The organism is Pseudomonas sp. GL_091, assembly GCF_057837725.1.
The window spans coordinates 3,741,668-3,755,981 of the sequence record NZ_CM174451.1; the positions used below are offsets into that span (position 1 = coordinate 3,741,668).

Here is a 14,314-nt window from a genome sequence, read left to right on the forward strand (position 1 = left end):
ACAGCGGGCGCAAAAGGATGATCCAGGCAAGCCGTCCCTGACGGGGGATACCGGTCAGTTACTTGGAGACCGGCATCGCGAACTCGGCGCCCTGTTCGATGCTCTCCGACCAGCGCTGCATGATCGATTTCTGCTGGTGTAAAAGCGCACGCCCTCGGTACCGTAGGCATGCATGTCGCCGAACAAGCTCTTCTTGCAGCCACCGAAGCCGTGCCAGGCTATAGGCACCGGAATCGGTACGTTGATGCCGACCATGCCCACTTCGATACGCCAGGCGAACTCACGCGCGATGTTGCCATCGCGAGTGAAGCAGCTGACGCCATTGCCGAACTCGTGATCGTTCACCAGCTTCACGGCCTCGCCGAAGTCGCTCACCCGCACGCAGGCCAGGACCGGGCCGAAAATCTCTACGCGTATAAATGCTCATGTCTGCGGTCACGTGGTCGAACAATGTTGCCCCCAACCAGAAGCCATTCTCCAGGCCAGGCTCGGTCGGCGTGTAGTCACGACCATCGAGCAGCAGTTGCGCGCCCGCCTCTACGCCTTGCGCGATGTAACCGCTGATACGCTCAAGCGCTGCCCGAGACACAATGGGCCCCATCTCGGCCTTCAGGTCGCGCCCGTCAGTGATCCCCAGTTCCCGTGCGCGCTGGCTCAATGCGGCGATGACCTTGTCACCCACATCACCCACCAGCACCGCCACCGAAATCGCCATGCAGCGCTCGCCCGCACTGCCGTAGGTGGCGCCCATCAAGGCATCGACGTTACGCTCGATATCAGCATCGGGCATCACCACCATGTGGTTCTTCGCACCGCCCAGGCCTTGCACGCGCTTGCCGTGGCGAGCGCCGGTCTCGTAGATGTATTGGGCAATCGGCGTGGTGCCGACGAAGCTGACCGTCTTGACGTCCGGGTGCTCGATCAGGGCATCGACTGATTCCTAGTCGCCTTGCACAACGTTGAACACACCCTTTGGCAGCCCGGCTTCATGCAGCAGCTCGGCCATGAACAGCGACGCGCTAGGATCGGTCGGGCTTGGCTTGAGAATAAAGGTGTTCCCGGCCGCAATGGCGATGGGGTACATCCACATGGGCACCATCACCGGGAAGTTGAACGGCGTGTTGCCCGCCACCACACCCAGGGGCTGACGCATCGTCCAGTTGTCCATGCCACGGGAGACATGGTCGGAATGTTCGCCCTTGAGCAGGTTCGGAATGCCGCAGGCGAACTCGAGAATGTCGATGCCTCGGTCGACTTCGCCCTGGGCGTCGGTAAAGACCTTGCCGTGTTCGGCGACGATGATGCGGCCTGGTGCGCTTGACCGCACCCGTTGCATTTGCCAGGCAACAAATGGTGCCCCATCTTTCCGAGTTCCTCCAGCAATATCCCCAGGTGCGCATCCAGTTGGATGTTTCCGATGCCTTGAGTTCGCTGGCTGCCGAAGTCTACGACCTGGCGGTGAGGCACGGCTTCCAGGTGCCCGAAACCCATGTGGCCTGGAAGCTCTGCGACACTTCTTCGGTACTGGTGGCCACGGAGCAATATCTGCAACGCCAGGGCGAACCGCGCGACCCCGGGGATCTGACTTCCCATAACTGTCTTTACTACCCCCGCGGAACCGATCAGCCCGCCTGGACCTTCGAACGGCCCAAACGCGGCACCAGAAAGGTCGAGCGGCTCACCGTGCCGATCTCCGGCAGCTTTGCCACCAACAACAGCGAAGCCTTGCGTGACTCGGCCATCAACCATCTGGGCATCGCCCTGCTCCCCGACTTCAGCGCCCATGCCGCACTCGCCAACGGTACGTTGATACAGGTGCTCAAGGACTGGACGCTCAAGGGGGCCTTTGCCGATGAGATCTACCTCATCCGGCCCTACTCGCCCCATGTGCCCAAATCGGTGAGTGCATTGGTCAGCTTTCTGAAGGAAAAAATCTCCGGCGGATTTCGGTTCGGCTGATGACGTGGCGCCAAATGAGCTTGCTCACGCCATTTGCAGGAGATTTAACTTCGCGATCTCAGCATGAGCAGTCCCTCCAATGTTCCTGGAGGGTTTGCCTGCCCGTACCTTGACCCGAGTGGGAGGACTATGGAGATTATCCCCTCAACGCTAATTAAAACACGTCAATCGGATAATCTACAAAAACGCGCAGCTCATTACCGCTGATGTTGTAGTCGGCAGATTTCTGCGACACACGCAAAATCGAACTACGTAATCTTACACTCAAGTCTTTAGCCGGCCCACTCTGCACCACATACTTGAACTGATTGAAAATTTCACGTTCGGTTCCGCCAGAACTATTCGCCGTCGTAATGTTTGTCCCCCTTACGTACGCCAAGTTGTAGCCGAGACCCGGAATGCCGAATGGAGCGAAATCCACACCGTAGCCCAGCTGCCAGCTTTGCTCGTCTTTCGCGTTGAAGCTGGAGAAATAACAGTTGGCAAGATAGATGGTATTACCGCCATCTCCAACACCCCCGACACTCTGGTATCCTGCGTACCGATATCCCAAATTGCTATCGCCAGAGCTCCGCTGATGAGCCACAGTGAACAAGTGCGGGCCGTTTTTGTATATAGCGGCGAGGCTCCAGATATCATTATCCTCTCCACCTGCCTTGTTTTGTTGAGCGTATGAACTATCCAGTTTTGTGCGATAGCCATTGAAATTCAAGGTGAAGGTCTGATCGCTGGCCAGCGGAAAAATATAATTTAAATTCACATATTGTTTTTTCAGCACGTCTTCGATATCGGAAGCGTACAGCGCGCCCTTGAACTGCTCGCTAAACTGATAGATACCACCCAAGACATCGATCGACTTCAGCCTGCCGCTATCACGCCCCTCAGCACTTTTACGCGATTCGGCAGTGAAGCGAGCGGCGTTCAGCTCCAGCCCCTTGATTTCCCTCGAAGTAATGAGAGTACCCGTATAGCTTTCCGGTAGAACCCTCGAATTAGAATAACTTAATACAGGAAAAATGGGCATCTGATCGCCGTAAGTCAAGACCGTACTCGACACACGAAATTTGACTGCACCACCGGCCTTGGACAGGTCATGAGCCGCGTTGCCGCTGTCGCCTTGCTTAAAGAAGTCGATACCTCCGGCACCGCTGCGGCCTTTACCGCCATCCAGACGTAATGCGTACAGACCGAAAGCATCTACCCCCACACCGACGGTGCCTTGGGTGAAGCCGGACGAGTAAGTACTGATGGCACCTTCGCCCCATTCGGCTTTGTCCGGGTTGCCGTTCTTATAGTCTCGGTTGATGTAAGCATTGCGCAGTAAAAGCTTCAGACTGCTACCGTCCACAAAGCCTTTGGCCTCATCTTGTTCATTAGCCGCAACCTGAGCTGTAACTGCCAGCCCTACAACGACAAAAAAGAAACTAACTTTCAACATTTTATTATCCTTGTTATTAAGTCAAAAACTGAATCCGCAGCCAAAAAACTCTGCTTTGCCACACCCACAAGAGTTCTCACCTGCCTTATTACTTACAAAAAAAGCCAGCGAGCTCAGCCTCTAAATATTGACCTAGCCCAGAGAGTCAGACAAAGACGCACTAACGAAAACCGAATAAAATCATTACCGACAAGAGCAAGAATCAATTCAATCATTTGAAGAAAAACTAGTGCACCATCTGAAAATTAAAATTTTCATCAAAATGACTTTTGGCAAACTCCTGGCGACAGATGGATAGAGTGGAAGCTGCCCCGAAATGAAAAGCCGCTCACCCTACGCCATGGCTTGGAAATAGGGGCCAATTGCCGCCGAAGCTAGAGAGATATTGATGGTTTGCAAATCCAGACTCCTAGGAACGCTACGCCATGGGATATGGCCTGAGGCGATACTAGGCTAAAAAAATATTCACTGACAATACTTTCTTTCATCGCGATCAATCCATTATCCATGTCCGAACGAGGGCGGATTTTACTGGGCTCAATCAGGTCCTCTTGGGTGCTTGCAGCCTTTCACGAGCCGTAACCTTCACAACTGTCCTGCTCCACCCAAATCCCGCCTGTACTCGGTAGTCGCTATTCGTACCAGAACAAAATTAAATACGGTCAAGCACTTACGTCTCGTCAGCGGCCAAGGACGATCAGCCAGGACAGCGCAAAATCGTCGAGTTCACGATGCATCCGCTGGCAGTACGCATGCTGACTGCAGACCTTTTCACCTCGTGCAAGCTCTGACGGGAAGTGATCGCCTGGCATCAGCACCTCATAATCAAATGAACATTTATTCATTGACTGAACTTTTTTTTAGTAATATTTTCACCACCTCGGCAGAGGGAATCCTGGCTCGCAGAACATGGCTTGGCTGGTTGCCCCCTCCCGGCAATGTCACCCCTTACTATAAGGATTCAATGTGATCTCGAGTAAAACAGCCAACGCTCATGCAGCTACCCTGCAAGCTGTGCGTCCTCACGTCGAAGAATTCATGAGCATTCGACGTGATATCCACCACAATCCGGAACTGTCTTTTGAGGAGCACCGAACCAGCGACTTGGTCGCCGAAAAGCTCCAGTCATGGGGCTATCAGGTCGAGCGCGGTATCGGTGGAACCGGGGTTGTAGGGCGATTGAAAATTGGTAACGGTACGCACACCATCGGCTTGCGCGCTGACATGGATGCCCTACCGATCGAAGAAGAAACGAGACTTGATTATGCAAGTCGTAACGCAGGAGTGATGCATGCCTGCGGACACGACGGCCACACTGCAATGCTGCTGGGAGCAGCAAAAGTGTTGGCTGAGAGGAAGTGTTTTTCGGGAACATTAAACCTGATTTTTCAACCCGCCGAGGAATTCGGGCCGCCCGAGAGCGGGGCGACGCGCATGATAAAAGACGGGCTGTTCGACAGATATCCATGCGATGCGATCTTTGCCATGCACACGATGCCAGGCTGGCCTCAAGGCCAGCTGGTGTTCAGGGAGGGAGCGATGATGGCCTCGTCCGACAAAGCTTCCATAACACTTCACGGCCATGGTGGCCATGGCGCCATGCCACACAAGGCTACGGACCCTGTCGTTGCCGCGGCCAGTTTGGTAATGGCTCTTCAGACCATTGTCGCCCGTAATGTCGAGCCCCTTCAGACTGCGGTCGTTACAATAGGAGTGTTGCAGGCAGGGCACGCAAACAATGTAATCCCGCAGAGCGCAAGACTGGAGCTTAGCGTGCGCGCTCTGGACAATGACGTTCGGAACTTGCTCGAACGACGCATCACCGAACTAGCCCATGCTCAGGCCCAGAGTTTTGGTGTTACCGCAGAGATCGACTACCAACATGGCTACTCGGTACTGGTGAATAACCGCGCGGAAACCGAGTTTGCGCGCCGTGTAGGAATCGAGCTGTTGGGGGATGACAAAGTCACGCTACAAGCTCCCGCCCTTACAACTAGCGAGGACTTTGCCTTCATGCTTGAGAAGCGTCCCGGCTGCTATTTGCTGATAGGCAATGGCGATAGCGCGAGTGCTTGCATGTTGCACAATCCGAATTTTGATTTCAACGATGATAACGTCCTAGTTGGCGCGGCTTACTGGACGCGGCTGGTTGAAACTTATTTAGCCGATGAGTTACTGACTGCCGATTAGTCTCCGCCTTTAAAAGGCCAATCCGCCGCACGTTACCGCACCGCAAAAAAAACAGTCAAACTACACACAAAAAGAAGAACAACATCCATGACCATTTCATACCAAGCGTCGATACGCCCCCCTGACGGGGTCGTAATTACCGCGCCGACCGAACGCGTTTCCGCTCGAATTGTGACTGCAACAGTGGCAGGAAACGCACTCGAGTTCTACGATTTCTTGACGTATGCTTTCTTTGCAATTTACATCGGCAAGGCATTTTTCCCAGCATCATCTCCATTAGCAAGTTTATTAATGTCATTGGCGGTGTTTGGTGTTGGATTCATCACGCGGCCCATCGGTGGTGTACTAATTGGTGCATTCGCAGACCGTGCTGGCCGTAGACCGGCGATGCTGCTGACAATTATGCTAATCACCGTTGGCACACTTGGCCTTGCCCTCACACCGTCCTATGAGAGCATCGGTGTTGCCGCCCCCATCATCGTTGTAGTTTGTCGCTTGATACAAGGATTGGCCCTTGGCGGTGAGGTCGGTCCTTCTACCGCTTACCTGATTGAGATTGCACCTGCCGAGAAACGCGGCCTCTACGGTAGCTGGCAGTTCGCTAGCCAGGGCGTCGGAGTGCTGCTGGCAGGTATAATTGGCCTGCTGCTAACCCTCTCACTATCGCCAGAAGATATGCAAAGCTGGGGCTGGCGCGTCCCCTTCGTATTCGGAGTATTACTAATACCTATCGCGCTCTATCTACGCAAGCATATGCCAGAAACATTGACCCCTGTGGATGGTAATAGCTCGGGAGTCGAAGCGAAAATCAAAATCGGTCGCTACGCTAAACCTATTATAATAGCGTTGATAATTCTCATGGGAACGACGGTAGCAACTTATGTGACCAACTATATGACGACGTACGCCATCACTACGTTAAAGCTACCGCCTGCTATTGGGATGGCCGCCACGGTCACCACAGGATCGATGATGTTGATCTTCGCGCTATTGGGTGGATGGCTGTCCGATCGCTATGGTCGTAAGCCCGTGATGCTTTGGCCTCGAGTGATCCTGGTGTTGTCTATCTATCCGGCATTCTGGTTGTTGATCAATCATACAAGCTTGCTGAATTTGCTCTGCGTGAGCGCACTTTTGGCGGCCATGACGGCTATTAGCGGTGCGGCGACCTTCAGTGCCATTCCTGAACTTTTTCCCAGCCGGGCTCGTGCGTTAGGATTATCGATTGCCTACGCCGTAAGCGTTACAGTTTTTGGTGGTTCAACTCAATTTATTGTTACCTGGTTGATGAGCGTCACCGGCGATGCGGCCACACCGGCACTGTACGTTATGGGAGCAACCGTCATCTCCACTTTTGCTCTGCTATTTATCTCTGAGTCAAATGGCAAGGAATTGGAGCGTTAGTATATATAGCTGGTACACCCCCAAGCTCGATTAGCGTCCGGCGGCTCGCACGGTGACATCCCCCCATAAAACAGGGGGGTTAAAAAGACTGAAGCACCCTTCTTCTGGAGGTGCGACAGACCAGCGGATAGCGCTTGCAAGGGGCCCACGCAGCGCCTTGCTTCGTTATTCGCTGGTTCCCTCCGCGTATGGCAACTGGTGGCGCGCCATCTAATGCAGCAGCGCCCAACCATTTGGCCAGCACTTCCCTCTCCTCTTCGATACCATCCTGTCATTGTGCCCGCCAGCGCCGGCGATGCGCATTCGACTGGTGCATGCCATTACGCATAGCGCAAATGGCATGAGAGTGCTACAGGCTGCCTTCAACATCTTCCAGGCTGAAGGTCTCGGAGTGGTCGTCATATGAGAAAATTTCAGCGTATCGCCCCCAAGTGATCACGCTCTCCAATGTTTTCTCCACAAACGCCTCAGTGAGTGAATCTTCCAGTTCTTGCTCAAAGCGCACCCGTGGCGCGCGGTGTCCGTTTCGTTCCTGTAATACCTGCCGAATGCGCGCAGCCAGTGGCACTTGTTTGACCGGATGTTCGGCAAAGAGGGTTTTGCGCTCCTGAGTGCCGTAGTCAGCGAATAGCTTGCCGGCCTCAGTCAGGGTGATGTCGGCGCCCTCTAGTTCAGCGAAGCCCAGGTATTCCAGCATCTCTGCTATCGGGAACAGGTCGTCCACTTTCAGCAAGCGCCGTTCTGCAACGTCTGGCAGGCCGGCATGCCCGTTATAGGGTTCGGCCGCGAGGGTTTCGATCAGGCCGGCCATGAGGTTGGTGGAGACTTCTGGCAGCAGACTGCCCATCTTCAGCTCGGCTTTGCCGGCGCTGGCGTCGGCACTACGGCGGTCGGTCATCAACGCATACCTGCTCGTCTGCGCGGTACTGAATTTATCCTTTAGTGGAAGGCTCGCCATCCGTCAGGATAGGCACCTCGGCAAGACGTCCTTTGAGTTATTTCAATGAAATATGCGTATGCAGCCTACTGACACCTGGCAGTTGGCAGTTGGCAGTTGGCAGTTCGTAGTTGGTGCAATTTGCCGAACAGCAAATGTGGTATTGATCGCAGTGACACCATCATCTGTGAGGGGGCGCTCTTCGGCTTGGGTTTTCTGGTGCTCGGATTACTTTTGGCGTTGGGAGCTGACGCACCTGCGTCATTGTTGCTCCAGCGTTTCGGCACGAGCGTGCTGTGCTGCTGCCGATTGCCGATTGCCGATTGCCGAGATTGACTGAGCTCGTTTTGAGTTGACTCCAACCGCCGTTGCAATTGCTCGACGTGGCGTACGACCTCCTTGAGCTGGACGACTGTAGCCTTGCCCTCCTCCCGCGCGCGGTCGACCTCGCGGTGCGCACGATCTTCGACGCCGCGCACGTAGCTCTCCTGGACGACGCGCTCCTGCTCGGCCTTGAGTCGCAGCGACTGTAGATCCTGCTGCAAAGTCTAGTTGTGCTGCTGAACTTCGCGGCGCTCGTGCAGCAAGCTCTCACGCTGCTGTTGCAGGTCCTCGATCTGCGTCTGGCGTTGGGACAATAGCAGCTACAAATCGGCCAGGCGCAACTCGGCTGACTGACGCCCAGCCAAGGACTCGGCCGCCTGCTGGCGACATTGCGCCGCGTCCTGACGCGCCTGGCCCTCGACCGTCGCCACCCGTTCGCGTTCTGCGATCAATACCTAACGTTGTTCGGCGACGCCCCGCGCCAGGTGAATCGCCTGCTGGCAGATGGCGACAAAGGCCTGCGCCACTTCCGTCGGCAGCCCGGGCAGGCGGGTCTCGCCGTTCAGGCGCTCGGCCAGGCGCATCCACCACTGATCAAGCAGGCCGCCAACACGCGCCGGGCTGCCGCGCCCCAACTCCAGGCGCACCCGTTCCACCGACGGCCGTTCGCGCCGCGCCAATACCTCATCCGCGGCGGCAAATAGGTCGTTTTCAGGCACCCCTACTGCCATGGTTCATCTCCAGCTATATTAGGTCTGATAAGGGAATGTTATCCGACGTTATTTTCGAAGACGGAAATTTCAGTCCGATGAACATACTCAATACTACCGATCAGTTAGCGCTGGTCGACGCAACGCCCCTCGACCCGCAGGCCCTGGCGCTCAACGCCCAGGAGGCCGCGGCGGCGTTTATTGCCGCCGGCACCGCGGCCAATACCGTGCGCAGCTACCGCAGCGCCCTCACCTACTGGTCGGCCTGGCTGCAGCTGCGCTACGGCCAAGCGCTGGGCGATGCCCCGCTGCCGGCCGCTGTGGCGATTCAGTTTGTCCTCGATCATCTGGCTCGACCACTGGAGCATGGCGGTTGGACACACCTGTTGCCGCCCGGAATAGATGCGACCCTGGTCAAGGCGCGGATCAAAAACAAACCGGGGCCATTGGCGTTCAACACCGTTAGTCACCGCCTGGCCGTGCTGGGGAAATGGCACCGGCTCAACAAGTGGGACAGTCCGACCGAGGCGCCGGCACTGAAGTCCCTGTTGCGTGAGGCGCGCAAGGCCCAGTCACGCCAGGGCATGAACGTGCGCAAGAAAACCGCGATCGTGCTCGAGTCGTTACAAGCGCTGCTCGCCACCTGTGACGACAGTCTGCGCGGCATTCGCGACCGCGCCCTCCTCCTGCTGGCCTGGAGCGGTGGCGGGAGACGGCGCTCGGAAGTGATCGGCCTGCAAGTGGGCGATGTGCGCCAACTGGACGCCGACACTTGGCTGTATACCCTCGGCGCGACCAAGACCGACACCGGCGGCGTGCGCCGGGAGAAGCCGCTGCGCGGCCCCGCAGCGCAGGCGCTCACGGCCTGGCTGAAGGCCGCGCCGGCCGACGCCGGCCCGCTGTTTCGCCGGCTGTATAAAGGCAACAAGGTCGGAGCCACGGGATTGTCGGCCGATCAAGTCGCGCGCATCGTGCAGCGCCGGGCGAAATTGGCCGGACTGGACGGCGATTGGGCGGCGCACAGCTTGCGCTCAGGGTTTGTTACCGAGGCCGGACGCCAGGGCGTGCCGCTGGGCGAGGTCATGGCGATGACCGAGCACCGCAGTGTCAGCACGGTGATGGGCTACTTCCAGGCCGGTTCGCTGCTGGGCAGTCGGGCCTGCCAATTACTCTCAGATCCATCGGTAGCGGCTGCGCAGCCTGATGAGGGGGCGTCGGTGGTGGCACAGAGCGACCAGACATCCTAGCGCCACCCAGTCCATGCGTCGGGCTGCCATGCGATCGACGCATGGCTACTCGAAGTAGGCGCACTTGAGCTCTACCGCGCCGACGGGCAAATGGCCGAGCCGCTTGCAGGTAGCGCAACCTCTTGCAGTGAATGCTCGCTAGGATGTTTGCTAGGCTGCAAGCAGAGCGGCGTCGGGCACCGAGCAGGGAACCCTACCGAGCGTCAGTGCACTCAATCAAATGACCAGGGGCGGCGCGGCATGGCCGTTGTGGGACGCCTCCTCCATGGGTTGTTTATAGGGACTCTTGGGATCTGCCAAGCGGCGGCTGCGCACCAGGCGCGGTGCTTCCAGGAGGGCCTGGATCAAGGCGCTGCGCGTGATCAGCGCCGAGAGAGGCCGCGGTACTGGAACCCTCGTGCACGATTCATCCGTGATGAATGCCTATCGGAGCAGCCCATGGCAATAATGCAAAAAATCTATTTCCTCCCCGGGCTGGGTCAGGAAATCACCGATTTTCTACTGCACACCATCCCGTTACGCAGGCAGCGCAAAGTGGCGCGCTATCTGCAGCATGTTGACTTATGGTTACGCCACACACAGTACAAATCACTCAGTGATAGCCTGCTACCAGTAGAGGCCTATATGTATTTTTATCTTTCACATATCAGTGTCTACCCCGGACCGGGTGAGCCGACAGAGCCTAGGAACTACTACCTGCCAATACACATCGACGACGTGCTCATCAATCGTAAACTGAAGGGCTTGGGTCGACTGAGCAATCGCCAGGCCGCTTCCAGAATCGCCGCCGTCATGCATTGGCAGGAACATCGCTTCGGCATAAATCTGGACCCCCTGCGTTCCCAGATGAAGAAACTCTACCGTCAAGCCGCCCACTTTGTCCGTACGACTGAGCTCACAGCGCATGCAAAGCTGTACTCAGCCGAAGGCCTGGAACTGGTACACGACACCTGCCGGGGTCTAGACCACTGGGTGAGAGATCTGGCCATGCTGCGCGTATTGCAGGAAACGGGGTGCACCACCTCCGACCTCGCCAAAACTCGCTGTGCTGATTTGATTTCCGAAGGCGTTGATTTCTGGTACCTCCAATTCGGTAATAGACAAAAAGCCCACCTGACTGGCGGTACGGTCATGCTCCTGCAAGTGCTGCTCGGTCAGCATCATCACCTGGCCGCGTACCGCTGCAATCATGACCACTTGTTCAGCATGGGGGATGCTCAGGTTGAGTTCACGATGGACGCTCATGAGATAGACACCGTCTTGGAGCGCCGCTATCGCTTTGCGCTCATGGTGACGAGTGTAAACTGCGATCGGGCAGTCGACCTTTACTGTCACGACGCAGCCCCCTTTCCGAAAGGGTTTGTCAGTGAACGAACGGTAGTAAGTGCCCGCGATGAAGCACTCACAAAAGTTGTCAATCTCCAGTTTTCGCCTGAGGGTGACAACGGGCTGACGCATGGGCCATCGACAGCGCGGGATGACCAATATTGCTACGTAGATTGGGACGATGCGATCCGTAACTCCAGAATGGCTTCGGACGCTGCGAAAGATACAAGCCCTTCCGGCATACCCGATTCGCTGTCGCGTGCCAATTTCCGCAACGGTTGGGTCTTTATTACCGAAGACGATAACGACAACTGACCCGCTGGTGAAGGAGGCACTAGTTTCCTTAGACTGCGGGGAACTAATGCGACAGCGATGCGACCGCCGCACGCTGCTCTGCAGCAGTCATATACGGCCGTCCCATTTCAATGAGCGCGCAACGGGCGCAAAAATGAAATGTACAAGTTGCGTCAGTGGCCAGCACCACCACTGCCCATGCAGCAGGGCCGACGGTACGGTGATAGACGACCCCGTTTGATTCGGTCGCGCCGGCACCGGGCTCGGGGGCTGAGAACGATTGCAGTTGCCTGACCATGAAGTAAGCGACCTCATGCGCGAATATCTTCATTATCAGCCAGTGCATTTCGGGCTTTCCTTTTAATAGTGTAAACACTTCGTGTGCCCGCTTGGAGTCAAGCCAGGCTCTAAGCTTCCTGGTGAGAGAGGGCCGCGCTTTCGAACGCAAATCCGCGGGCGCCTGTACGTCATACCAAAAGCAGAGCCAGTCAAGATAGCCGGCCAGCCGATACCCTGACCGAGGAATTTCACTCCCCTCAATGTTTCTCCACATTCCGGCCAAGCGCCGGTTGCTCAGCCGGATGCCCGGCAACACGCGCTTTCTTATCTGCCGAAAGATACTTTTCAGCGCAGGAACAAGCGCGGCGACCGTCTCATCGCTCAGCGCCTCCTCAAGGGTTACACGACGGCCGATGTTGGTTGTCCGGTAAAAGCCAGCGCCAAGCCTGCCCCGTCCTGTAGTAACCCAGCTTTGAACTTCTTTAAACAGTGCCCGTTGGCGCACGACAAAATCGTGGGTGGCAGCGGAAAAATGCACAGTATTATCGAAATACACATTGGTAGGCTGACTGATATCAAAATAGACCCGTCGGTCCCTGCCACGCTCAAATATTCGATGCGCCAACGTCAAGCGATTGAGCCCAGATCTATTTAGGTACGACCATCCACTTCTGCTTTCTTTGTACCACAGGAGTCGACCACAATGATGGCAAGCGTATTGCTTCTGGAACAACCTGCTGTTCAGTGAATAATCCATGGACCCACCACAAGTTCGGCAGGTTTGAGTCAACTCGACTTGATGGATTGGACACTGCTGGATGAGCAGGTACTGGAAGATGGAATAATGCACGCCGCGCGCCAGGCACACTGGACACACTCTTAGCGTGGTGGCGACGTGTTCACTGAATGGCAGTGCTGATGGGACTAAAAAAAGAGCATCTCGCTGTGCGCCATCCAGGCTGAAGCATTCTTGGAGCGCCACAGGATTAACGGACGCGCTATGGGCAAGGTTTAACCATCGGCTACGCCTACCCCCTTCCGGATTCTTTGCCGGGGCGAAGATCTTGACCACAGCATCGCCACGGATGACGTTGTAGAGCGCAAACCGGCTAAGAATAGAATAGGCAGACTCGTAGACCATGTACCGAGGAGCTACAGGGCAGTACCTAGGTACAACGCTGAGCGTTTTCGCATCAGGGACAATGATCATCGTCAGGCATTCTGGTCAGCAGTCTTCGTGTTGAGCGTTGCGGCTAAAAACCACGATTCACGGATTGACCGCAAGCTGAACTCTCTGGTGATGGTGTACTCCGGCTGATCCAGGTCCACACTGTCACGCAGAATAATCTCAATGGTCTTGCTGAAATATTGCATGGGTATCTCCATCTTGCTTTTTAGCTTTAACTCCTGATAGCTATCACAGAAAGCATCCCACAAGATGTCCTTGACATGCGCTAGCCGAAAACCATTGGCATAGGCCTGCGGTAAAAAGAATTTGGTAAAGGTCCAGGAGGTGGTGGCCGGATAGGGGGTGCTGTCAAAAAAGCCGAGGCAGGTCCCGAAGTCTTCTTTCTCGCGTATGCCGCGAAAAGGATGCTCATAAAGCATGAATCTATTGACGATGGCTTCACCTTCCACACCGGACTTGAGGAGTGCTTTTTTCTGGTCCAACAACTGCTGTTGACCGACCAGAATTGGCAATAGAGTCACCCCTTTCAACCTCAGGTCATTGTAGATGTCTTTGATCCAGTCATAATGCGGCTGCTGGAGTCGCTGCGCTTCATCCACGAAGAGAATGAAGACTTGCCGCGGATCCTTGAGTGCTGCTTGCTCCATAAAATTCACGAGCCGCAGATGTTTTTTTGAAATGCTGACGTTGTCACTCGATTGCTTGTGGCCAACGACCGCCAGCAATGAGTTGTAAAAATTACCTTTGGTGGCGAACACCTCTCGCTTTGCGTTGTAAATGACCACCGGGAAATCCGGAAAATCCTGGACCAGGCATTGCTGGCAGTACATCATCGCCCACGTCTTGCCGTAGCGAGTATGCCCCCAAATCACTAAACCCGAGTCTCTGCGCCGGATAACCTTAAGCACCAATGCGTAGGTCTCTCCAATTGAGAAGGTCGGTATTAAATAACGCTGATTACAAACGGGGTGGAGCTCAACCTCGATGGGCCGGGTATCCTGAATGTCCATTTGCAGC

7 protein-coding genes and 5 pseudogenes are annotated in these 14,314 nt (G+C 55.7%); 5 read left to right on the forward strand and 7 right to left on the reverse strand.

All coding sequences use genetic code 11. The annotated features are described in order from the left end of the window. Positions 1–58 precede the first annotated feature (58 nt). Positions 59–1,306 (reverse strand): annotated as a pseudogene (locus AC3ITY_RS17040) (CoA-acylating methylmalonate-semialdehyde dehydrogenase); the annotation flags it as partial. Here AC3ITY_RS17040 and AC3ITY_RS17045 point away from each other — a divergent pair. Beyond that, positions 1,306–1,959 (forward strand): annotated as a pseudogene (locus AC3ITY_RS17045) (substrate binding domain-containing protein); the annotation flags it as partial. The pseudogenes AC3ITY_RS17040 and AC3ITY_RS17045 overlap by 1 nt on opposite strands. Before the next feature lie 154 nt (positions 1,960–2,113). Here AC3ITY_RS17045 and AC3ITY_RS17050 read toward each other — a convergent pair. Further along, positions 2,114–3,397 (reverse strand): OprD family porin, encoded by a 1,284-nt coding sequence (locus AC3ITY_RS17050; protein ID WP_489303837.1) that lies wholly within the window; start codon positions 3,395–3,397, stop codon positions 2,114–2,116. A gap of 1,038 nt (positions 3,398–4,435) precedes the next feature. On the opposite strand from AC3ITY_RS17050, the gene AC3ITY_RS17055 reads away from it, so the two are divergent. Next, entirely contained in the window at positions 4,436–5,587 is a 1,152-nt protein-coding gene (locus AC3ITY_RS17055) for a M20 aminoacylase family protein (RefSeq protein WP_489303839.1), read from the forward strand. A gap of 87 nt (positions 5,588–5,674) precedes the next feature. After that, complete coding sequence (locus tag AC3ITY_RS17060) at positions 5,675–6,991, forward strand: MFS transporter (protein WP_489303841.1); 1,317 nt, start codon at positions 5,675–5,677, stop codon at positions 6,989–6,991. Positions 6,992–7,340: 349 nt separating this feature from the next. Here the strand turns inward: AC3ITY_RS17060 and AC3ITY_RS17065 are convergent. Beyond that, a pseudogene (locus AC3ITY_RS17065) lies at positions 7,341–7,898 on the reverse strand (AAA-associated domain-containing protein); the annotation flags it as partial. A gap of 211 nt (positions 7,899–8,109) precedes the next feature. Beyond that, positions 8,110–8,983, reverse strand: a pseudogene (locus AC3ITY_RS17070) (DNA-binding protein). A 77-nt stretch (positions 8,984–9,060) separates the two neighbouring features. On the opposite strand from AC3ITY_RS17070, the gene AC3ITY_RS17075 reads away from it, so the two are divergent. Together AC3ITY_RS17075 and AC3ITY_RS17080 are read left to right on the forward strand one after the other, a co-directional pair. Further along, the gene (locus tag AC3ITY_RS17075) at positions 9,061–10,209 is read left to right on the forward strand and encodes a site-specific integrase (protein ID WP_489303843.1); all 1,149 of its coding nucleotides are present in this window, start codon (positions 9,061–9,063) and stop codon (positions 10,207–10,209) included. 438 nt (positions 10,210–10,647) lie between these two features. Further along, the gene (locus tag AC3ITY_RS17080) at positions 10,648–11,850 is read left to right on the forward strand and encodes a hypothetical protein (protein ID WP_489303845.1); all 1,203 of its coding nucleotides are present in this window, start codon (positions 10,648–10,650) and stop codon (positions 11,848–11,850) included. A gap of 43 nt (positions 11,851–11,893) precedes the next feature. Here AC3ITY_RS17080 and AC3ITY_RS17085 read toward each other — a convergent pair whose 3' ends face one another. The 3 genes and pseudogenes from AC3ITY_RS17085 to AC3ITY_RS17095 form a co-directional block, all read right to left on the reverse strand. Further along, complete coding sequence (locus AC3ITY_RS17085) at positions 11,894–12,865, reverse strand: hypothetical protein (RefSeq protein ID WP_489311059.1); 972 nt, start codon at positions 12,863–12,865, stop codon at positions 11,894–11,896. Positions 12,866–12,907: 42 nt separating this feature from the next. After that, positions 12,908–13,318, reverse strand: a pseudogene (locus AC3ITY_RS17090) (TniQ family protein); the annotation flags it as partial. Between the two features lie 2 nt (positions 13,319–13,320). Beyond that, positions 13,321–14,307, reverse strand: a complete 987-nt coding sequence (locus AC3ITY_RS17095) for an ATP-binding protein (RefSeq protein WP_489303847.1) — start codon at positions 14,305–14,307, stop codon at positions 13,321–13,323. Positions 14,308–14,314: the final 7 nt, after the last annotated feature.